Source organism: Microbacterium sp. ISL-59 (assembly GCF_018613945.1).
GTDB lineage: Bacteria > Actinomycetota > Actinomycetes > Actinomycetales > Microbacteriaceae > Microbacterium > Microbacterium oxydans_B.
This window is the reverse complement of record NZ_JAGGPG010000001.1, coordinates 662,899-684,444: the sequence shown is the minus strand read 5'-3', so window position 1 is coordinate 684,444 and position 21,546 is coordinate 662,899. Positions and strand designations below refer to the sequence as shown.

The window sequence follows — 21,546 nt, the reverse complement described above, 5'->3', positions numbered from 1 at the left end:
ACACCATGAACGAGAACGAACCCCAGGACCACTCGGCACCCGCGTCGAACGACGCCGTGCCGTCCACCGAGGCTGCAGAGGTCGCCGCTCAGCCGGCGACGGCTGCCGCCGCTGACACGACCGGGTCGGCATCCGCCGCGCCCACCCCCGCCGCGCCGACGCCCGGTGCACCGGTGCAGGGGCACGAGGTGCCGTCGATGTTCACGTCGCACGTGGCGCCCGCGCCGCAGGTCGCGCCGGTGCCACACGCATTCAGCGCGCCATCTGCGCCGGCGACGGGCACCGCTTCGGGCGCGGCCTTCGGTATCCCGACGGCGTCGCACACGCAGCCCACGCAGCCGTACGGCGCGGAGCCGCTCGTCGGCGATGGCACCAAGACCAAGGAGCAGAAGCCGCGAGGGGGCACGAAGTTCGCGGCGCTGATCGTCGCGGCCGCACTCGTCGGCGGTGTCGCCGGCTTCGGCGGTGGTGCTCTGCTGAACGGGCTCCAGAACACCCCGTCATCGGGCACGGCGACCGGACCGCAGACCGTGACGGTCAACAACCCCGGCTCGGTCAACGAGACCACCGCGGTCGCGACCGCTGCTCTGCCGTCCGTGGTCACCATCGAGGTCGCCGGCTCGCAGGAGGCCGGCAGCGGCTCCGGCGTGATCATCAGCGACGACGGCTACGTGCTCACGAACACGCACGTCGTGACCCTCGGCGGTGCAGCGGCAGATCCCACCATCCGTGTGACCGCATCCGACGGGAAGATCTACGAGGCCACCGTCGTCGGCACCGACCCGATCTACGATCTCGCCGTGATCAAGCTGAAGGGCGCAGAAGGGCTCACGCCCATCGACTTCGCCGACTCGTCGAAGCTCAACGTCGGCGACACGACCGTCGCGCTCGGCGCCCCGTTGGGCCTGGCGAACTCGGTGACGACCGGTATCGTGAGCGCGCTCAACCGGAGCATCCAGATCGCGTCCTCCGCTCTGCCGGACTCGTCCACCGAAGACGCGCCGCAGGAGCAGTCTCCCGAGGGCCAGGGTCAGGGGCCGTTCCAGTTCGACATCCCCGGCAGCGGCGAGCAGCAGCAGACCTCGGAGTCGATCTCGATCGCCGTCATCCAGACGGATGCCGCGATCAACCACGGAAACTCCGGTGGAGCGCTCGTGAACAGCAAGGGCGAGCTGATCGGCATCAACGTGGCGATCGCGAGTTCGGGCAGCTCCGAGGAGTCCGGCTCGATCGGCATCGGCTTCGCGATCCCTTCGAACATCGCCAAGCGAGTGTCCGAGGAGATCATCGCCGACGGCGTCGCGACCCACGGTCTGCTGAACGCATCCGTCCAGGATGCCTCGAGCATCGAGGGCGCGACCGTCGCCGGTGCCTACATCGCCAAGGCCAATGAGGGTGGCGCTGCTGCCGCAGCGGGCATCGAGAAGGGCGACATCGTCACGTCGTTCAATGGCGTGCCGATCACCAGCGCCACCGACCTCACCGCGCAGGTGCGCGCGGCGGCGGCCGGCAGCGACGCCAAGGTCACATATGTCCGTGACGGCAAGGACTACGACGTCGAGGTCACCCTCGGCGAACTGGCCGGCTGACCCGGCGCCTCACAGCGAAGGACGCCACCCCGCGCGATAGGCTCGCGGGGTGGCGTCCTTCTCTTTCGGCACCGGCAACGCGGCCAAACTGCTCCGGATCCCGCTGTATGCCGTCGGACGCATCGGTACGCTCCTCCTCCCGCGAGGTCGGCGGTGGGTGTTCGGCTGCGGCGCCGGGATCGGTGACGGTGCGCTCGCGTTGCAGCAGCACGCCGCAGCGGCCGGCCATGACACGCTCTGGCTCACTTCCTCCGATCGTGAAGACCGCGAGGCGGCCGCCCACGGCATCCGGTTCGTCCGCAAGAGCGGTCTGCGCGGCTGGTGGGCGACCGCCAGAGCCGGCGTGCTGGTGGTCACTCACGGTCTGGGAGATGTCAACCGCTATGCGAACGGCGGCGCGTTCGTCGTCCAGCTCTGGCACGGCATCCCGCTCAAGCGGATCGGGCTGGACTCGCCGGCGACGACCGAGGTGCCGAACGTTCCCGGTGCACCGTTGCTGCGTCGCGCGATCGCGGTGCTCTACCGCGCCGCCGCGCAGCGGATCCGCGTGCTGCCCGCCGCGTCCCATCGCGCGAGGGGCAGGCTGGAGTCCGCATTCGGTCTCGGCGATCACCGGGTCGTCGTGACCGGTGAGCCTCGCGTCGACGTCCTCTCCGCGAATTCGCGAGAGGAGCGACGCAGCGCCGCATCCGAACTTCTCCATCGGGCGGTCGGCGACATCCCCGGGTCGGCACGCACGGTCCTGTACGCCCCCACGTGGCGGGACGGCGCTCCCGACCCAGCCGTGCCGTCCGCCGCGGAGTGGGTCCAGATCATCCGCCTCCTCGAAGCACAGGACGCGGTTCTCCTCGTGCGCTCGCACCCGTTGGGCGCCGGCGGCTACGTGCCTCCGCTGCCGAGCAGGCGGGTCCGCGCTCTGGGGTCGTCCGTGATCGCCGATGTGACCCCGGTGCTGGCAGCAGTGGACGTGCTCGTCACCGACTACTCCTCCCTCGCGTACGACGTCGGGCTGTTGCCGGTGCCGGTGCTGTTCCTGGCGCCCGATGCGCAGCAGTACGCGCGGACACGCGGCTTCTACGGCCGGTATGAAGAGGTCGCGGGCAACGATGCGGCCGCGGACTGGCCCGGGCTGCTCGTGCAACTCGAGCATCTGCTCGCCGACGGTCGCGTGTACGACGCGGCGTCCGAGTGGTCCGCTACGCTCAGCGCGGGGATGCACGCGTATCGAGACGGATGCAACACCGAGCGCGTCTACGACGTGATCCGCGCACGGGGGATTCCCGCGCCGAAGGGAGCAGTATGACAACGGCCCGCATCGACGACGCGGCACAGGCGCTGGTCGTCGCAGGGACCGGGGAGCGACCGGCGGATGCGGCGCTGGTCGGACCGCGCGCTCGGGTCGAGGCCCGCATCAGTGGCGGTGGCAAGACGTGGAAGGCCACGTTCCCGCTCGAGGCCTCGCGCTGGGGAGGACCGTCGCTCCCGCTGCCGACCGGAACGTACGAACTGCGGATCTCGGGTGCCGACCTGCAGGAGTTGAGGATCGATCCGGTCGTCCTGACCGGCGTACGCATCGCCGTCGACGGCGGCACCGTGCGCATCGCCGCGCCGATCGAGCCCGTGTATGAGACGGCGGAGGGCAGGTCGACGCTCGAGGAGCGCTACGTCGCTCAGAGCGGCGGCACCGAGAACGCGGTCTTCTTCGAGAGCTTCTACGGCCGCAGCGTCGGCTGCAATCCTCGCGCGATCGACCGCGAGCTCGCGGTTCGTGCTCCGCACGTGCGGCGCTACTGGAGCGTCGTCGACCTCTCGGTCGAGGTTCCGGAGGGTGCGATCGCCGTCGTCGAGGGGAGCCCCCAGTGGTGGCATGCGCGGGGAGCGGCCCGTCTGCTCGTCGTGAACGACTGGTTGCGGCGTCGCTTCGCCCGCAAACCGGGGCAGAAGGTTCTGCAGACCTGGCATGGCACCCCGCTGAAGCGGCTCGCGCTGCACCGGCCGGGCTTCGATCCGCGACGCATGGCGGCCGTGGTCAAGGAATCCCGCCGCTGGGACGTCCTCCTGGCGCAGAACACCTATTCGGAGCGCATTCTGCGGAAGGCATACGCATTCTTCGGGCGACCGATCTGGGTGGACGGTTATCCCCGGAACGACACGCTGATCTCCGGAGACGCCGCAGCGATCCGCCGCTCTCTGGGCATCGGCGCCGAGGAGCGGGTGCTCCTGTATGCCCCGACCTGGCGAGACGACCGCACCGAGATGGTCGACTTCGTCGACCCCGAACTCCTGGCTCGCCAGGCCAACGCCGTGGTGCTCGTGCGCGGTCATTCCCGCACCCTGGAGCAGGGCCGCGACCGTGACGGCGCGCGTGTCATCGACGTGACGGGGTATCCGGAGACCGCACGGCTGCTTCTCGCCGCCGACGCGCTGATCACCGACTACTCCTCGGTGATGTTCGATTTCAGCGTCACGGGCAAGCCGATGTACTTCCTGGTGCCCGACCTCGATCACTACCGCGGACAGCTGCGCGGCTTCTACTTCGACCTCGCCGAACGTGCACCCGGGCCCCTGGTGCGCACGCAACAAGAGCTCACCGCTGCCCTCGATGACGCGGGTCACGAAGCCGCATTCGCCGAGCGGTATGCGGCGTGGCGCCGACAGTTCAACCCCCGTGACGACGGCCACGCTGCTCAGCGTGTCGTCGACCGCATCCTCGATCTCGGCTTCGTCACGCTCTGACGTCGCCGTCCTCGCCGCCGGATCGGGTCAGGGAAGCGGTGTGTTGCGAGTGCCGAGGCGTGAGGCATCGACGGTGTCGCGTGCTCCGCGGAGCACGCCCCCGATGAAGCCGATGCCCCAGGAGACATGCATGGTCGGCAGCACGAGCATTGTCCACAGCCGCTGGCGTACGCCGCCGCCGCCGGGCGTGAGAGCGACGCTCAGCACCAGGAGCAGGTAGAGCGCGAGCGGTACGTAAACGATGAGGGAGACGATCAGCGAGACCGCGCCACTGAGCACTCCGGTGAGCTGAAGAAGCCCCGTCACGAGGGCGAGCACGGCCAGCAGCACGAGCGCGGGCGGAGCGAAGTAGCGGATGCCGTTGCGGCGACCGAAGCGACGCACGAGCTCGCCGCGCCAAGCACCGGTCGCGCGGAACTGACGTGCCAGACGTATCCAGCTCTCGCGGGGCCAGTAGGTGACGGACAGCTCGGGGTCGAACCAGACGCGGTGGCCCGCCTGACGGATGCGAAGGTTGAGCTCCCAGTCCTCGCCCCGCCGGATCGACTCGTCGAACAGGCCGACCTCGTCCAGCACCTCGCGCCGCATGACGCCGAGATAGGCGGACTCGGCCTCGCCCTCCTGGGAGCTGCCGTGATACGCGCCTCCGCCGAGTCCGACGGGGGAGTTGTACAGGCGGGCGACGGCCTTCTGGAACGGTGTGCGTCCCTCGGCGTGCATGACGCCGCCCACGTTGGCCGAATCGGTGCGTTCCAGAGTCTGAAGCGCCCGGGCGGCGTAGCCCGCCGAGAGCTCGGAGTGTGCGTCGACGCGCACGATCGTCGAATAGCGGCTCGCGCGGATCGCGGCGTTGAGTCCGACGGGAATGTGGGCCGCGGGGTTGTCGACCAGCCGGATGCGCTCGTCGTTCTCCGCCAGACGCTGAGCGAGTTCGGTCGTGCCGTCGTTCGACGGCCCGAGCGCGAGGACGAGCTCGGTGGGGACATCGACGTCCTGAGCGAGTACGGATTCGATCGCGCGCTCGAGATAGGCGCGCTCGTTGAGCACCGGCATCACGAAGGACACCCCGGGCAGGGGAGCGGCTGTTTCGTCGGCTGGCACATGACGATCATGTCACGGTGGCTCCCGGTGATCCTGAGCAGGACGCGGACTATCGCCCTTCCGGCGATGGATCCGTCCCCAGGCGCCGGACGCTGCCGCCTCGACGAACTATTCTGGAGGGATGGGTGCACTGTCTGATGCGAAGAAGGCGTACCGACTGCTGACGCGGGCGCTCGCATCCCGCACCGCCGTGCAACGCGTGCGTCGACGGCTCTCCGAACGCGAACCGCTCCCGACCGACCACTTCCAGGTGGCGGTGTACTTCGCCGACGGTGCGGTGAACATGTACCAGATGCGTCAGTGGTACCGCCCGCTCGCCGAACTCGCGAAGCGGTGGCCCGTCGTCGTGCTCTCACGACAGGCGACCGGCACCGAGAGGCTGCTCGAGGAGGACTCCCCTCCTGTCGCTTTCGTGCCGAAGGTCCGCGACCTCGAACGGTTCATCGCGACGCAGGACATCCGCGTGGTGCTGTACGTGAACCAGAACACCCGTAACTTCCAGATGTTCCGCTACGGCCGGCGGTGGCACGTGTTCATCAACCACGGCGAGTCCGACAAGATGTACATGACCACGAATCAGTACAAGGCGTACGACTACGCCTTCGTGGCTGGTCAGGCTGCGCGAGATCGGCTGTCGCGAACGCTGTGGGATTACGACGTGGACCGCCGCACCATCGAGATCGGCCGGCCGCAGGCGGATCACTATTCGGGAACGCTCCCGTTCGTGCCGGATGAGCGGACCGTCGTGCTCTACGCGCCCACCTGGGAGGGCGACCGGCCGAGCGCTCATTACGGCTCGATCGCCACGCATGGCGAAGCCCTCGTGACGCGACTGCTGGCGACCGGTGCGCATCGGGTGATCTACCGTCCCCATCCCCGCAGCGGGGTTGTGGACGAGGCCTACGGTGCCGCCCACCGGCGGATCATCGCGGCGATCAACGCCGCGAATGCGGCGGACCCGACCGCGCAGCACGTCTACGACCATGCGCCGGAGCTCGGGTGGCAGCTGACGGTGGCCGACGTCGCGATCGTCGACATCTCCGCGATGGTCTACGACCGTCTCGCCGCGGGGAAGCCGCTGATGATCACGCGTCCGACCGACGAACGTGCCTCCATCGACACGCAGGGCTATCTGGCTGATTGCGAATGGCTGACAGCCGAGGCGGCGAACGACATCGTCGCCGAGGTCGAACGGGTGCGTGCCGACGAGGCTGCCACCGCTCGTCTGCGCATGTGGGTGCAGCACTACTTCGGCGACACGACGCAGGGAGTGGCGACCGAGAAGTTCCACGCGGCGGTCGACCGGCTCATGCAGGAGTGGGAGCGGTGGCAGGCCCACGAGGTGGGGGCGATCCGCGAGGACGAGGACGACGACGACGAGGAAGTCGACGACGAGGAAGTATGAGCATGGACTTCCCGCTGGCGCACACGATCGTCCCTCGTCTGGAGGTTCTGGCACGAACCGGGTCGACGAACGCCGACCTTCGTGCGCACGCAGAGGACGCCGTCGGCTGGCCGCATCTGTCGACCATCGTGACGCGGGACCAGACCGCAGGACGGGGTCGTCTTGACCGCAGCTGGGTCGCCCCGGAGGGCGCGGCGCTCGCCGTCTCCGTTCTTCTGCGCACCCTTCCTCTCGACCAGGCGGCGCGGGGCTGGGTTCCGCTCGCCGCGGGCGTGGCGATGTCCGAAGCGGTTGCGGCGCAGCTGCCGGAACACGACGTCAAGGTGAAATGGCCGAATGACGTGCTGGTCGACGGGCGCAAGATCTGCGGCATCCTCGCTGAGGCCACGGCGGATGCCGTGGTCGTCGGCGCCGGTGTGAACACGGCGATGACCGTCGCGCAGCTTCCGGTGCCGACCGCAACGTCGTTCGCGGCCCTCGACGTCGACGTCGACGAGGATCGGCTCCTGACCGCCTATCTGACCGCGCTGGATGACCTGCTGTCGGCGCTCGTCTCGACGGGCGATGCGGGCACGAGCGGGCTGCATGCGTCGGCGACGGCCCGGTGCGCGACGATCGGACAGTCGGTCCGGGTGTCGCTGCCGGCCGGTCGGATGCTGGAGGGCGTGGCCACAGCGCTCGATCCGGAGGGGCGCCTGCTGGTGTCCGTCGACGGCGAGCAGCAGGCGATTTCCGCCGGCGACGTCGTTCACGTCCGCCCTGCCGGAAACTGACACGCCGTCGTCCAGACGGCGATGTCGGCGATCACAGGCACAATGGTGGTGTGACCCAGCCTGTGACGCTCGGCGGGCGGCCCCTGATGCCGCCGCCCGGTACGCCTTCGGAGGAGTTGCTGATCGCGCGCTTCCGGAGTCACGCACGTCGGCTGTTCTGGTCGGCGCTCGTGCTCATCGCGACCTTCGGTGCGACCGCATACTTCTACGGCAACCTTCCCGCTGGTCTCGAGGACTGGATGCTGCTCACCGCAGCAGGTCTCCTGGTCGTCCTCGCGGTCGTGATCCCTTTCGTGATCTGGTATTCGCGGAGCACCACGGTCACGACCCGGCGGGTCATCGCGCACCACGGCATCGGCGCTCGTGGGCGCCGCGAGATGTCGCACGCTCGCGGCTACACGATCGCGGTTCGCCGTGGTCCGCTGCAGCGACTGTGGGGCTCGGGCAACATCACTCTCTCGAACGGCGTCGACGCGCCGCTCCGGCTCGCGAACGTCCCGAATGTGACCCTCGTGCACGAGACGCTCGCCGACCAGATCGAGGTCGGCCAGATCCTGGCGCATCGCGACGCGCAGGCCGTCGGGGACGAACCGCACCCGTCGTGAACTCGCTGCTCGCCGCACGGCGGGCCCTCGTCCGCTGACTCGGAGCGTGTCGATTCCGCCGGCCCCGGTGCGCGAGAATGGGTGCAGACGAATGGAGACGGCACATGGCGCTGCGTGTTGGTGTGATCGGCGGAGGACAGCTGGCCCGAATGATGATCGCACCCGCGGTGGAGCTCGGTCTCGACCTGCGAGTGCTCGCCGAGGGCGAGGGGATGTCCGCCGCTCTCGCGGCCACCGCGGTCGGTGACTATCGCGATCTCGACACGGTGCGCGCTTTCGCCGCGGGTGTCGACGTCGTGACGTTCGACCACGAGCATGTCCCGCAGGACGTCCTGCGGGCGCTCGTCGCCGATGGCGTCGTCGTGCATCCGGGGCCCGATGCCCTGCAGTTCGCGCAGGACAAGCTCGTCATGCGGGCCCGTCTGGCCGAACTCGGCGTGCCGCAGCCGGACTGGGCTCCCGTGCGCAGCATGGCCGAGCTGCAGGACTTCCTCGATGCGCACGGCGGTGCGGGAGTCGTCAAGACACCCCGCGGCGGATACGACGGCAAGGGCGTGCGGGTCGTCCGTGCCGCCTCCGAGGCGCAGGACTGGCTCGATGCGCTGGCCGGAGATGACGCACTCCTCGTCGAAGAGCTCGTTCCGTTCGTGCGCGAACTCGCCCAGCAGGTGGCGCGCCGCCCGAGCGGGCAGATCGTCGCGTACCCCGTGGTCGAGACCGTGCAGCGCGACGGAGTGTGCGCCGAGGTCATCGCCCCGGCGCCCGCCGCCGCGGACCGCCTCGTGGAGGTCGCCGAAGCGATCGGTCGCACGATCGCCGAGGGGCTCGGTGTCACGGGCATGCTCGCCGTGGAGCTGTTCGAGACCGACGACGAGCGCATCCTCGTCAACGAGCTCGCCATGCGCCCGCACAACAGCGGGCACTGGAGCCAGGACGGCGCCGTCACCGGACAGTTCGAGCAGCACCTGCGGGCGGTCGCCGATCTGCCGCTGGGAAGTACCGCGCCCCGCTCCGCCTGGTCCGTGATGGTGAACATCCTCGGCGGTCCGGAAGAGGGCACGCTCGAAGAGCGCTTCGGTGCGGCGATGGCCGAGCACCCGCAGGCGAAGATCCACACGTACGGCAAGGCGCCGCGGCCCGGCCGGAAGGTCGGTCATGTGAACGTCGTCGATGACGACCTCGACGATGCCGTGTACGTGGCGCGGGCCACCGCCGCGCACTTCGACTGAACAGAGCCCGCTCTCGGCGCCGTGGGGCGCGAAACATGCGCCCGAACAGGCGCGGCGTTCGGGGTTTCTCCCAGCGGCAGACCGTAGCCTGATCTGGTGACCGAGCCACTGCACTCCTCCGCCGTTCCTCTTGTCGGCGTCGTCATGGGATCCGACTCCGATTGGCGCGTGATGAGCGACGCCTCCGCGGCACTCACCGAGTTCGGCATCCCGCACGAGGTCGAAGTCGTCTCGGCGCACCGCACCCCCGACAAGCTCATGTCATACGCGCGTGACGCGCGCTCCCGAGGTGTCCGCGTCATCATCGCGGGCGCCGGGGGAGCAGCGCATCTTCCGGGGATGCTCGCTTCGATGACCCCGCTTCCCGTCGTGGGCGTCCCGGTGCCGCTCGCCTACCTCGACGGCATGGACTCGCTGCTCTCGATCGTGCAGATGCCTGCCGGGATCCCCGTCGCCACCGTGTCCATCGGCGGCGCCCGCAACGCAGGACTCCTGGCCGCTCGCATCCTCGGGACGGCAGACCCCGACATCGCCGACCGGGTCGAGGCCTTCGCGCGCGAGCTGGAGGCCCTGGTCGAGCAGAAGAACGAACGGCTGAAGGGGTCACTGTGACCCTTGCGCCTCCGCGCGCATCAGGGCGCCCACTGATCGAGACCCGGCCGCTGCGGCACCCGGATGTCTCCGATCCGGGCACGATGGCGAAGCGCGGCTGGTGGCTCGTCGCGATGAATCTCCTGCTGCCGGGCTCGGCGCAGGTGCTCGCCGGCAATCGCCGACTCGGTCGTTTCGGCCTCGGTGCGACTCTCATCGCCTGGTTCCTGGCGATCGTCGCCCTCGGCCTCGCGCTGTTCGCGCGTCCGGTCCTGCTGTGGATCACGATCGGCGGCGGGTTCTTCTCGGCCGCCGTCCTCACGATCGTGCAGGTGCTCATCGTCGGATACGTCGTGCTCTGGATCGTGTTGACTTTCGACGCGCTGCGCCTCGTGCGCCTCGTGAAGGTGCCCGGACTGTCCCGCATGGCCATCCCCGTCGTCGCCCTGGTGCTGTTGGGACTCGTCGGTGGCGGAGCCGCGTATGCGGCGACCGCCGTGGGCTCGGTGCGCAATACGCTCGGTTCGATCTTCGGGCAGAGCGGCCCGAGCGTGGAGCCGAGCGACGGGTACTACAACATCCTGCTGCTCGGCGCCGACAGCGGCGACGGACGTGACTCGATGCGGTTCGACAGCATCTCGGTCGTGTCGGTCAATGCCGAGACCGGCGCTGTGACCATCACCGGCATCCCGCGCGAACTCCCGAACGCCCCGTTCAGCGAGGGTAGCCCGATGCAGGAGCTCTATCCGAACGGCTTCGAAGGGCACAGCTCATCGACGTGCGGCTGGAACGGGTGGATGAACCATGTGCGCAACGCGGCCGAGGTGTGCCGCGAAGACGGGGGAGCAGGGCTCTATCCCGACGCTGTCGCCCACGGCTCCGACCCGGGGATCGAGGCGACCAAGGACGCAGCGGAGGGGGTACTCGGCATCGAGATCCCGTACTACGTGTTCGTGGACATGCACGGCTTCGCGGAGCTCGTCGATGCTCTGGGCGGTGTGGAGATCGATGTCACCGAGCGCCTTCCGAAGGGCGGACCGCCCGAGGGCTGGACGGGCACCGATGTGAACGAATGGGCCATCGGCTGGATCGAGCCGGGTACGCAGCGGATGAACGGCGACACGGCTCAGTGGTACGCCCGATCCCGCTACACGACCAGCGACTGGGATCGCATGAAGCGTCAGCGTGAGCTCCAGGAGGCGATCCTCGCCCAGTTCACACCGCAGACCGTGCTCACGCGGTTCAACGAGGTGGCGGCGGCGGGTACGGCGCTGATCAGCACCGATCTGCCCTCGGACAAGCTGCCGGAGTTCTTCGACCTGATGCTCAAGGCGAAGGAGCAGCAGGTCACGTCGATCGAGCTCACGCCCGACTTCGGCGTGGACGAACATGAGCCGGACTACAGCTCCATCCACGACCTGATCGCGACGTCGCTGCATCCCCCGACGCAGACGCCGAGCCCCGCTCCCTGACGAACGTTACCCGCGTCGACCGGAGATGGTGGCGGGCACTCCGCCGGCCACGAGTGCGCGACAAAGCCCACGGCCCTCCCGTCCCAGAAGGGGCGGGCCGTGGGCTTCCGGTGGGTGCCACCGGATGCACCAGACGACGGTGATCGGAGGGGGAGGGATCACCGTCGTCCAGTCGACCACCGCGCGAGGCGGCAGCCGGACCTAGGCGCGCTTGCGGCGAGACGCTCCGACCGCGACGAGGGCGCCACCGGCGACGAGCGCCCCGGCGCCGCCTCCGAGGACCCACGGCGAGACGCTTCCGCCGGTGAGGGCGAGTTCGAATCCGTCGCCCGTGAGCGGCATCTCCGCGCCTGCCGGTGCGACCCCAGGATCGTGGTCGCACGTCGAAGCTGCATCGTGACCGTGCGCGACGGTGATCGTCGCGGTGTACGAGCGCGAGCCGCCGAAGGAGACGGCGTAGGAGCCCTCACCATCGGAAGGCGGGCGGAACGTGAGCGTCAGACTGCCGTCGGTCGCGGCGGTGTTGCCCGAGACGGCGGCATTCCCGGCATTGAGGCCGGAGACGGAGACGTTCACGTTCTCGGACGGCAGGAAGTATCCCGGTCCGAACACGATGGTCGAGACTTCGCAGATGTCGATGACCGGGTCGCCGACCTCGACGCCGGGAGGCGTCGTGTACGAATCGGTGGACGCGGCCGGAACCGGCGTCGGCGCAGCGGATGCGACGGCGGGCGCCATGAATACGAGCGCGCCAGCGGTAAGGCTGATGGCAGCCAGTTTTTTCAGCATGATTTCTCCCCAGAATTTCACGCGGAATCGCATCCGGATACACCCCTGCATCCGACTGCGTGGAGTCGTCTTGCCCCCACGGCAAGATTGCAGACTCCAGATATTCCCCAGTGGCTCAACGCTACCCTATCGAGCGCGGAATGTCACGTTGCGCAGTTCAGCGGTTTCCGTGCGGTTTCCGGAGCCTCGATGAGCGGGGTGTGCCGCACTTCCGTGAATCGCTCTCCGGCGCCCGTGCCCTCGAACTCGACCGTGATGGTCGTCGATTCGCCGGGGGCGAGGGAGACCTCGTGCTGCACGACGGAACGATCGCCGAGCATGGCCGTCTGCACGCCTTCCTCCTCGCCGTCGCGGTCGACATGGGCGGGCGTCGCGCCCTCCGGCCCGTACACCGCGATCAGCGTGCGCACCGTGCCGGCGGGGACGCCGTAGAAACCGTCGGCCGTGACATAGGCGGGCAGCGAGGTCGCGGCGTCCGCCGGGGCCGTATTCGTCCACGTGACGCGCACCTGCGTGGTCGGAGCGCCCTGGCACGTGCCGACCGACGTCGTGATGGATGCACGGGTGTAGTAGTCCATCTTCCCGCCGGTGGTGTCGTTCATCAGCACACCCACGTAGGTCGCGTCGTCGCTGTCCGTGGGGATCGTGCCGCCCAGTTCGGAGGCTGCGAGCACGGCCTCCTCCTCCGGGTGTGCGCTCCAGATGCGGATCCGACTCTCGTCCGCCGATGTGGCCAGTGCCCCGATGAGAGCCCGGGGGTCGCCGCCGGACAGCGCGGCGCTGAACAGGCCGCCCGCCGCCTGCGCGAAGATCGCGTCCTGTGCGGCGGGATCGGGGACGGCAGCATAGATCTGGGACAGCAGGATGTCCGTCACGGTGTCCGCTGTGGCCGTGAAGGGTCCGAAAGCGAGGTCTCCGGTCGCCTTCATGAGGTGCTCCGCGACGACCGCGTCCACGGCGATGACGCCGTCGACGGTCCCGCCGAAGCGACCCGTCCACCGGGCCGCGATGATCTCGCCCGCCTCGGCGAAGTCCGGGATGGCGGTGATGTTCTGGAGGTAGCGACCGGGGCGGTCGTCGAACAGGGCGATCGTGGACTCGCTGAGCGGCAGAGCGGTGTCCAGCGGCGGGAAGTCCCGGGTCGACGCCTGTCTCTGCAGCGTGATCGTGCCGTTCTCCGCATGCAACAGAGCGATCGAGCCGATGATCCCGCCGGAGGAGCGCAACTCGGCGTTGTTCTGCATGGCCAGGACATAGTTGCGCGGGCCTTCGCCGCCGAGCATCGTCGGGAGCAGGACAGAGGCACCGTGCAGGGAGCCGACCGCTGTCGCTGCCCCGGTCACCGCGGATCGCAGTTCACGTACGGCGTCGGCGAGGGGTGGCAGGGTCGCGTCCGCATCGATGCGCTTGGCCTGCTGCTCCGCAGCGGTGAGGGCGGTGCTCGCTGTCCCGAGCGGCTTCTGGATCTCGGCGAAAGGGGCGAGGTCGATCGTGCCGCCTTTGACGCCCAGGCCCGCCAGATCGAGTCCGCCGGCCACATCGAGCAACGGCGTGAGCGCGTCGGTCGAGACGTCGTTCGCGATCTCGGCGATCTCGCTCACCGCCCGGAAGTTCGGTCCGAGCCACGGCACAACGCCGAATGCCTGCCAGACGGGGTCCGAGGTGAGGTCGTCGGCGGATGCCGCGTTGCGCGCGATGCTCCCGGAGATCCGCTCCGCCTCTTCGAGGTCGCCCGAGGCGATCGATGCCTTCAGTTGCGTGGCGCCCTTGGCGACCTGCTGAAGGTCGTTGACCGCGCCGATCCCGCGGATCGCCACCCAGCCGATCGCGATGAGAAGAATCGACAGCAGAACGCCGACGGTCCACCCGATCCATCGGCGTCGGACGGGAAGACGACCATCGCTCACTCGAGCATTCAAGCACGAACCGCTGGGGCGGCGGTGGGCGAAAACTGTGGGAACGCTGACATTGTCGCGGCGCGGGCGGTGCGCTCCACGGGGGAGCTGCGCGGCGAGGATAGCCTGATCGCATGGGTGCTCGGCTGCGTGTTGTTCTGGATCAGCTCGTGCACGTCGTCGACCCCGACCAGGCTTCCGCCTCTCTCGATCTCACGGTCGGACTGATCGCGACGGCGCCTTCCGGGTGCACGGTGGACGCCATCGTTCCTACGGGTGCGGAGGTGCCGGTCGCCGGTGTCGGCGAGGTGCGGACCCTCGGGCTCGGGCGTCGCGAGTTGGCCGCCTCCTGGCAGCTCGGGATCGCTCCGGGGGTCGGCGGAGGAATGATCCATTCGCCGACGCTGATGGCCCCGCTCGTGCGGCATGACCGCGTGCACGACAACCACCAGACCACGGTCACGCTGTGGGATCTGCGCGCCTGGGACGCACCGGAGCAGCTGTCCAAGAGCCTCGTCGCCTGGCAGCGCGGCATGCTCCGGCGGGCAGTGAAGCATGCCGATGCCGTGGTCGTGCCCTCGCATGCCGTCGCCGAGCGGCTGTCGGAACTCGCACGTCTCGGCGATCGCGTCCGCGTGGTGGCGGGTGCTCCGCCCCGTGGATTCGCGGCGCCTGTCGACGCCGCCGAAAGGCGAGCCGCGTTGTCGTTGCCCGCACACTATGTGGTGCTGGCGGGGTCGGCGGCCGATCTGCACGACGGTTTCCGCGGCGCTGTCGCAGCGGGGATCGATGCCGTCGTGCTGGGCGCTCCCGATGGTGCGGAACCCCGTTACGCGGAGCTCGCCTCGGCCGCGGGGCTCCCCGAGCGGCGCGCGCATATCCGAGGTGCGCTGGATACCGCGGACCGTGCGGCCGTGCTGGCCGGGGCATCGGTGTTCGCCGCGACGAGCAGTTCTGCCGGGTGGCCATGGCGCGCGGTCGAGGCGATGGCCCTCGGGATCCCTGTCGTCGCGGTCGACAGCGGCTCGCACCGGGATGTCATCGCCGATGGGGGGAAGCTGGTCGCCGCCGACGAGATCGCGGACGCTATGGCGGAGGCGACGGATGCCGCGGCGGACCGGCTGCGCGTCCTGGCCGCGGATCGGTCCAGGGCCTTCTCCTGGGCGAGTTCGGCGGAGCGGCTCTGGGCTTTGCACGCCGACCTCTGAGGGCTGGGAGCCACCTGCGCATCGGTGCGACACGCCGGGGTGCTGTGGCCAAAGAGGCGCAACAGTGGCATCATCCTGCAACTTCCGTCACACTGGTCACATGTCTCGACGTGCCCCACGCTCGCGAAACACCCTGAGGACTGCCCCACTCCTCACCTGTTTCCTCGCTGTCTCCGCCCTCGTTCTCGGAACGGTCGTTCCCGCCGCCGCTGCTCAGGCGACGGTCGCCTCACCCGTGGCGACAGTCGCGAACGCCTCCGCCGCCCCCGTCGATGCGGGGATCGCGAAGAGCAGCCTCACCGGTTTCACACCGGGAAACCTCATCAGCGACGCCGTGTTCACGAACAAGAGCACGATGACCGAGGCGCAGATCCAGACCTTCTTCAACGGCAAGGTCGCGCGCTGCCTGGGTGGCCGTGACGAGAACAACGAGGCGATCGTCTGCCTGAAGGACTTCCGGATGACCACGGTCACCCGCCCGGCAGACCAGTACTGCAGCGGATACACGGGCGCCGCGAACGAATCGGCCGCGCGCATCATTTACCGCGTCTCGCAGGCCTGCAACATCAACCCGCAGGTGCTGATCGTGATGCTCCAGAAGGAGCAGGGGCTGATCACCCACACGTGGCCGAGCGCCTGGCGCTATCGGATCGCTCTCGGGCAGGGATGCCCGGACACCGCGCCGTGCGACCCGAACTTCATCGGCTTCTTCCACCAGATCTACGGCGCCGCCCGCCAGATGCAGATCTACATGGAAGGCAAGTGGTTCCAGTGGTATGCGCCGGGCAAGACCTGGAACATCCTCTACAACCCCAAGGCATCCTGCGGCTCCGCGCCGGTGTACGTCGCGAACAAGGCGACGTCGGCTCTCTACTACTACACGCCGTACCAGCCCAACGCGGCTGCCCTACGCGCCGGCTACGGCGAGGGTGACGGATGCTCGGCCTACGGCAACCGGAACTTCTACAACTACTTCACCGACTGGTTCGGTCCGACGCGGACGCTGACCTTCACTGCGGGCAAGCCGCTCGTCAACGGCTACGTGATCCCCGGTCAGACCCTCACGGCGACGGGCGTCTTCACGCCCGCTGCCACCACGACGCTCTACCAGTGGTTCCGCAACGGGACAGCGATCCCCGGTGCCACCGGGCGGTCGTACAACCTGACCGTCGCGGACAGCGGCACGAAGCTCGAGGTCAAGCTGACGGCCAAGCGTGCCGGCTACGTCGATGCGACGGCACAGTCCGCCGCCTACACGGCGACGACGGTGAAGGTCGACCGGATCTCCGGGAACAGTCGAGAGCAGACCGCGGTCGAAGCCTCCCGCGCCGCATGGCCCACCGGGACCAGAACGGTCTTCCTCGCGACGAGCCTCGACTTCCCCGACGCCCTCTCGGCGGTGGCGGCGGCGAGCAAGGCGCAGGCATCGCTCCTGCTCACGACCCCGGGAGCCATCCCGGCGAACGTCGCGGCGGAGCTCAAGAGGCTCGCACCCACCCGGGTAGTCCTCGTCGGCGGGGTGGGCGTGATCTCGGACGCCGTGGCGGCGCAGACGAAGGCCGCGGTACCGGCTGCCAAGATCGAGCGGATCAGCGGCGCAGACCGTTACTCGACCTCGCGTGCCATCGTCGAGAGCTCCGGCGCGAGCGCCAACGTTCTCCTGGCGACCGGTGCGGATTTCCCGGATGCTCTCAGCGCGGCGGCCGCCGGTGGTGCAGGGCGCATTCCGGTGCTGCTCGTGGACGGACTCGCCAACAGCGCTGATGCCGCGACGATCGCGACGCTCCGGAAGATCGGGGCCACGAACATCACGGTCGTGGGCGGTGCCGGCGTCGTCAAGGATTCCGTGGTCGCCCAGCTGCAGGGCCAGGGCTTCAAGATGAACCGGCTCTCCGGCACCGATCGATACCTGACGAACATCGCCGTGAACAACGCGTACTTCCCCTCGACGGCACTGCGAGTGCTCGTCGCCACGGGTGACGACTTCCCGGACGCCCTCACCGGATCGGCTCTCGCCGGCAGGCTCGGGGTCCCGCTCGTGCTCTCGCAGAGCACCTGCATGTTCCCCCAGGCGGCGGAGTTCCTGCGCACCAGGGGAGCGACGACCGTCACCCTGGTCGGCGGGACGGGAGTGCTCTCCGCGGAGGGCATCGGCCAGCTTCGTCGATGCTGAGATCGTCTGCGCGTGGGCAGCGCAGATCCTCAGCATGCCCCGGCTAGTATGAAGGCTGCTCCTTTCCCGGATGGAACACCTGTGACGATCAAACCCGATCCTTACGCCATCATCCCGCGAGCCGACTTCGACATCCCCGGCAAAAGCCATGGGCTCATCGACGTGGTGCGGTGGCGCTATCTGCTGAACCTTCTCGTCCGCACGGGCGTCACGACGCGGTACCGCAACTCGGTGCTCGGATGGACCTGGTCCTACGTGCGACCCGCGGCCCAGTTCCTCGTGTTCTGGGTGGTCCTCGGCATCTTCATGAATCTCGACAAGGGGATTCCGAACTACGCGGTCTACCTGTTCTCGGGGATCGTGGTGATCAACCTGTTCTCTGAGGGATTCAAGAACGCGACCACGTCGATCGTCGGCAACGCCCCGCTGGTGCGCAAGGTGTTCCTTCCGCGCCAGCTGTTCGCGGTCTCGGCCGTGATCGTCGCGTTCGTGCACTTCCTCCCGCAGGTCGGGCTGCTGCTGGTGGTCTGCCTCCTGATGGGATGGATCGCGCATATCTCGGTGCTGAGCATCCTCGCCGTGCTCGCGGGAATGATCATCGTCATGGTGTTCAGCCTCGGCCTCGGCCTCTTCTTCGGCGCCGTCAACGTGCGCTTCCGCGACGCGGAGAACATCGTGGAGTTGATGCTGTTGCTCGCGACATGGGCGTCACCCGTGCTGTACGCGTGGACCATGGTCGAACAGGCGGTCGTCGACCGGCTGCACTGGCCGTCGTGGCTCGTGGAGCTGTACCTCCTCAATCCGATCACCCAGGGCGTGGAGCTCTTCCATTACGCTTTCTGGCGCCCGGCGAGCGAGGGCATGATCTCGGCCGCGGGATACGCAGGTAAGGGCATGATCGAACTGCCGCCGAACCTGGGCTGGAACACGCTGTGGACGTTCCTCATCGCCGTCGCCACCCTGCTGATCGGGCAGTTCGTCTTCCGCCGCCTCGAGGGAAAGTTCGCACAGGACCTATGAGTGAACAGACGGCGATCAGGCCGAGCATCATCATCGACGACGTGCGCAAGCGGTTCACGCTCAACCACGCGTTCTCCCTCAAGGACACCGTCGTCGCGTGGATCAAGCGGCAGAAGCTCACCAGCCAGTTCGAAGCGCTGAAAGGCGTGGACCTCGTCATCGGCGAGGGTGAGTCCGTCGCCATCCTCGGGCTCAACGGATCGGGCAAGTCCACGCTTCTCAAGTTGGTCTCCGGCGTCATGGAGCCCGATGACGGACAGGTGCTGACCCGGGGTCGGGTCGCCGGTCTCATCGAGGTCGGCGCCGGCTTCCACCCCGAACTCTCCGGACGCGAGAACGTCTTCCTCAACGCGGCGATCCTCGGGATGAAGCGCCACGAGATCGAGGCTCGCTACGACGAGATCGTGGCGTTCAGCGAGATCGAGCAGTTCATCGACCAGGAGGTCAAGCACTACTCCTCCGGGATGTTCATGCGGCTGGCCTTCTCGGTCGCGATCCACGTCGAGCTCGACGTGCTCCTCGTCGACGAGATCCTCTCCGTCGGCGATGCGCCGTTCCGGGAGAAGTGCCGACTCAAGTTCGAAGAGCTCATCGCCGCGGGCAAGACCCTCGTCGTCGTCAGCCATGACATGGAGATGGTCCGTGAGCTGTGCACCCGCGGCATCGTGATCAACAAGGGCGAGGTCATCTACGACGGTGAGGTCGAGGGCGCCATCGCTCTGGTGGACGCGTGAGCGACTGGATCGGCCAGATCCCTGCGCTGCTCGTCGCGGCCGCCCTTCTGATCGTCCCGGGGCTGCCCATCGGGCTCTGCCTTCGCGGCGTACAGGGAATCGTGCGCCTCGGTGTGGCGATCGCCGTCTCCCTCGGCGTTCTCGCTGCCGCGTCTCTCCTCGCACCGCTGCTGGGGATGCGCTGGGGACTGATCCCCGTGGCCGTGGTCACCGTCGTCATCTGGGTCGTCGCCGCGGCGCTCCGGTTCTTCGACCGGCGCGCGGTCGACACCGCACCCCGTGCGGGGAGGGGCGCATGGATCGCGCTCGCCGCGGCCGGTGTCGCCTGGATCGGCATCGTCGCCTTGGGCATCGGGGCTCCCGGCAACCCCTCCCAGCTCTATGACGGCCTGTTCCACCTGAACGCCGTCGAGTTCATCGCTGAGACCGGCGACGCCTCCCCGCTGCACATGACGATGGTGGTGCCCGGCGCCGCGACGTCGTTCTATCCCACCCTCTGGCACGCGCTGGTCAGTCTCGTCGTGCCGGCCGCGGGCAGCATCGTCGCGGCGACCAACGTGACCACCGTCGCGGTGATCGCGCTGGTGTGGCCCGTCGCCCTCGCCTGCCTGACCGCCGTGGCGTTCCCGTCCCGCCCGGCTGCCACCACGTGGGCGCCGCTCGTGGGTCTGGGCTTCAGCGTCTTCCCCCTCGGCTTCCTCAACTGGGGCGTCCTCTATCCCAACCTGCTCGGCACCGCGCTGATCCCGATCTTCCTCGCGGTCGTCCTGATCGCCTTCGCGCCGGCGCTCTCGTGGGCGGGGAGGACGCTGCGCATCCTCATCGCCCTCGCGGCTGCGGGTGCGGTCGCCCTCGCGCATCCCTCCGCACTTCTCGGCGCGGTGGTGCTGCTCGTGCCCTACCTCGTCTGGTTGGCGTGGCGCACAGCTCGCGCGGGCGGAAGCACGACACGGGTCGTCGTCGCACTCTCGGTGGTTCTGGGGGCGGTCGCACTCGCCGTGGTCTGGATCGTGGCCAATGTGACGACGCACGAGTGGCTTCCCACCTCCTCTCTGGGGCAGGCTCTCGGCGAGGTCGCATTCCTCAGCCCGGTCGGCAGGTCGACGGGGCTCCTGCTCGGGCCGCTGGCGGCGATCGGTATCTGGCGCGTGGTGAAGGACCGGACGTGGTGGATCCTCGGCTCCTACGCCGTGAGCATCTTCTTCTTCCTGATGGCGACCTGGTTCCCGGTCGAATCGATCCGCAGTGTCTTCGTCGGCGTCTGGTACGACGACACGACCCGCGTCGGAGCGCTCATCGCGGTGTGGGGACTGCCCCTCGCCGCGCTCGGCGCGTCTGTCGTCGTCGAATGGATCCGCGGCTGGTGGCGCGCAGGACGCAGGGGCCTCGTGGTCGCTGTCGTCGCGATCGTCGCCGTCGCAGGGGCGACCCATCTCGTGGGACTTCGCAACGACGTGGGCTACATGCGCAGCGTGAGCTTCCAGTTCAGCGAGGCGTCGCAGGGGCTCTCACCCGACGAGGTGGCGCTGTTCGACGAGATCGACGACGAGTTGCCCGACGACGCCGTCGTGATCGGCGACCCGCTGACCGGAGCCGGCCTGTTGTTCGCATTCACCGGGCACGACGTGGTCTTCCCGCACGTGACCGGGCGCTACGGCGATGACGCGTCGACCCTGGCCAGGTACCTGGTGGAGGGCGGGCCCGCCGTGTGCGACGCGATCGACAGACTCGGCGTGACGCACGCCCTCGACTTCGGCGACCGCGTGCTGTTCGAGAACCACTACACGACCTTCGACGGCCTGCACGGCCTCGACGATTCCTCGATCCTCACCGAGGTGGACCGCGTCGGCGACGCCGTCCTCTACGAGGTCACGGGTTGTGAGTAGGGTGCTTCTCGTTCTCTGAGGCCTCGAGCAGGGCGATCTTGCGGGCCAGGAGGGTGAGCTGCCGCTGCTGGGCGACGTTGCGGCGGTATTGCGAGTACACGAACGCGAGGAACATCACGATCAGCGCGTAGAGCACGAGGTCGGTGCCGCGACCGACGCCGACGAGCTGCGCGAGCCAGCTCAGCCATTGCGGGAAGAGCACCGAGAGCACTGCGGCGATCACGAACAGGCCCATGAGCAGTCGACGAATCGCGAGGTGACTGTCTGCGCCCGTCCGGCGCATCATGAACACCGCGAGCACCACGATGGCGGAGATCAGGAGGATCTGGATCCACATGGG

The 21,546-nt window shown here is 68.6% G+C and carries 18 protein-coding genes; 14 read left to right on the top strand and 4 right to left on the bottom strand.

Going from position 1 to position 21,546, the window contains the following annotated elements:
- The first annotated feature begins 5 nt into the window (after nucleotides 1-5).
- The 3 genes from J7E45_RS03285 to J7E45_RS03275 are packed head-to-tail and all read left to right on the top strand — an operon-like array spanning nucleotide 6 to nucleotide 4,325.
- Nucleotides 6-1,589 carry a S1C family serine protease gene (locus tag J7E45_RS03285; RefSeq protein ID WP_237682424.1) on the top strand — a complete coding sequence of 528 codons (1,584 nt, stop codon included), beginning with the start codon at nucleotides 6-8 and terminating at the stop codon, nucleotides 1,587-1,589.
- Nucleotides 1,590-1,638: 49 nt separating this feature from the next.
- The gene (locus J7E45_RS03280) at nucleotides 1,639-2,892 is read left to right on the top strand and encodes a CDP-glycerol glycerophosphotransferase family protein (protein WP_215067011.1); all 1,254 of its coding nucleotides are present in this window, start codon (nucleotides 1,639-1,641) and stop codon (nucleotides 2,890-2,892) included.
- Nucleotides 2,889-4,325 (top strand): CDP-glycerol glycerophosphotransferase family protein, encoded by a 1,437-nt coding sequence (locus tag J7E45_RS03275; RefSeq protein ID WP_091034057.1) that lies wholly within the window; start codon nucleotides 2,889-2,891, stop codon nucleotides 4,323-4,325. The genes J7E45_RS03280 and J7E45_RS03275 overlap by 4 nt, the downstream gene beginning before the upstream one ends.
- A gap of 27 nt (nucleotides 4,326-4,352) precedes the next feature.
- Here J7E45_RS03275 and J7E45_RS03270 read toward each other — a convergent pair whose 3' ends face one another.
- The gene (locus J7E45_RS03270) at nucleotides 4,353-5,426 is read right to left on the bottom strand and encodes a glycosyltransferase family 2 protein (RefSeq protein ID WP_308162048.1); all 1,074 of its coding nucleotides are present in this window, start codon (nucleotides 5,424-5,426) and stop codon (nucleotides 4,353-4,355) included.
- Nucleotides 5,427-5,547: 121 nt separating this feature from the next.
- Between J7E45_RS03270 and J7E45_RS03265 the strand changes: the two genes are divergently transcribed.
- The 6 genes from J7E45_RS03265 to J7E45_RS03240 all read left to right on the top strand — a co-directional run bounded on the left by J7E45_RS03265 (nucleotide 5,548) and on the right by J7E45_RS03240 (nucleotide 11,501).
- Nucleotides 5,548-6,831, top strand: a complete 1,284-nt coding sequence (locus J7E45_RS03265) for a CDP-glycerol glycerophosphotransferase family protein (RefSeq protein ID WP_215067009.1) — start codon at nucleotides 5,548-5,550, stop codon at nucleotides 6,829-6,831.
- Nucleotides 6,828-7,604 (top strand): biotin--[acetyl-CoA-carboxylase] ligase, encoded by a 777-nt coding sequence (locus J7E45_RS03260; protein WP_251053363.1) that lies wholly within the window; start codon nucleotides 6,828-6,830, stop codon nucleotides 7,602-7,604. Before J7E45_RS03265 ends, J7E45_RS03260 begins: the two co-directional genes overlap by 4 nt.
- Before the next feature lie 86 nt (nucleotides 7,605-7,690).
- Nucleotides 7,691-8,209, top strand: coding sequence for a PH domain-containing protein (locus J7E45_RS03255; protein WP_091034537.1), 519 nt, complete (start codon nucleotides 7,691-7,693; stop codon nucleotides 8,207-8,209).
- A 104-nt stretch (nucleotides 8,210-8,313) separates the two neighbouring features.
- Nucleotides 8,314-9,438 carry a 5-(carboxyamino)imidazole ribonucleotide synthase gene (locus J7E45_RS03250; protein ID WP_215067007.1) on the top strand — a complete coding sequence of 375 codons (1,125 nt, stop codon included), beginning with the start codon at nucleotides 8,314-8,316 and terminating at the stop codon, nucleotides 9,436-9,438.
- Nucleotides 9,439-9,582: 144 nt separating this feature from the next.
- A complete protein-coding gene (gene purE, locus J7E45_RS03245; protein WP_091034535.1) occupies nucleotides 9,583-10,050 on the top strand; it encodes a 5-(carboxyamino)imidazole ribonucleotide mutase in 468 nt (155 codons plus the stop codon).
- Nucleotides 10,047-11,501, top strand: coding sequence for an LCP family protein (locus J7E45_RS03240; RefSeq protein WP_215067005.1), 1,455 nt, complete (start codon nucleotides 10,047-10,049; stop codon nucleotides 11,499-11,501). The genes purE and J7E45_RS03240 overlap by 4 nt, the downstream gene beginning before the upstream one ends.
- 201 nt (nucleotides 11,502-11,702) lie before the next feature.
- Here J7E45_RS03240 and J7E45_RS03235 read toward each other — a convergent pair whose 3' ends face one another.
- Nucleotides 11,703-12,290, bottom strand: coding sequence for a hypothetical protein (locus J7E45_RS03235; protein ID WP_215067003.1), 588 nt, complete (start codon nucleotides 12,288-12,290; stop codon nucleotides 11,703-11,705).
- 143 nt (nucleotides 12,291-12,433) lie between these two features.
- Entirely contained in the window at nucleotides 12,434-14,197 is a 1,764-nt protein-coding gene (locus J7E45_RS03230) for a DUF4012 domain-containing protein (protein WP_091034042.1), read from the bottom strand.
- Nucleotides 14,198-14,319: 122 nt separating this feature from the next.
- Between J7E45_RS03230 and J7E45_RS03225 the strand changes: the two genes are divergently transcribed.
- From J7E45_RS03225 to J7E45_RS03205, 5 genes are all read left to right on the top strand, one after another.
- Nucleotides 14,320-15,393, top strand: a complete 1,074-nt coding sequence (locus J7E45_RS03225) for a glycosyltransferase (protein ID WP_215067000.1) — start codon at nucleotides 14,320-14,322, stop codon at nucleotides 15,391-15,393.
- A 235-nt stretch (nucleotides 15,394-15,628) separates the two neighbouring features.
- The gene (locus J7E45_RS03220; protein ID WP_215066998.1) at nucleotides 15,629-17,566 is read left to right on the top strand and encodes a cell wall-binding repeat-containing protein; all 1,938 of its coding nucleotides are present in this window, start codon (nucleotides 15,629-15,631) and stop codon (nucleotides 17,564-17,566) included.
- An 81-nt stretch (nucleotides 17,567-17,647) separates the two neighbouring features.
- Nucleotides 17,648-18,586, top strand: coding sequence for an ABC transporter permease (locus J7E45_RS03215; RefSeq protein ID WP_231481684.1), 939 nt, complete (start codon nucleotides 17,648-17,650; stop codon nucleotides 18,584-18,586).
- Nucleotides 18,583-19,320: an ABC transporter ATP-binding protein gene (locus J7E45_RS03210; RefSeq protein ID WP_091034031.1), complete on the top strand. Its 738-nt coding sequence runs from the start codon at nucleotides 18,583-18,585 to the stop codon at nucleotides 19,318-19,320. The genes J7E45_RS03215 and J7E45_RS03210 overlap by 4 nt, the downstream gene beginning before the upstream one ends.
- Complete coding sequence (locus J7E45_RS03205; protein WP_215066996.1) at nucleotides 19,317-21,206, top strand: DUF6541 family protein; 1,890 nt, start codon at nucleotides 19,317-19,319, stop codon at nucleotides 21,204-21,206. The genes J7E45_RS03210 and J7E45_RS03205 overlap by 4 nt, the downstream gene beginning before the upstream one ends.
- Here the strand turns inward: J7E45_RS03205 and J7E45_RS03200 are convergent.
- Entirely contained in the window at nucleotides 21,190-21,543 is a 354-nt protein-coding gene (locus J7E45_RS03200) for a DUF2304 domain-containing protein (protein WP_029262010.1), read from the bottom strand. The genes J7E45_RS03205 and J7E45_RS03200 overlap by 17 nt on opposite strands.
- Between the last annotated feature and the right edge of the window lie 3 nt (nucleotides 21,544-21,546).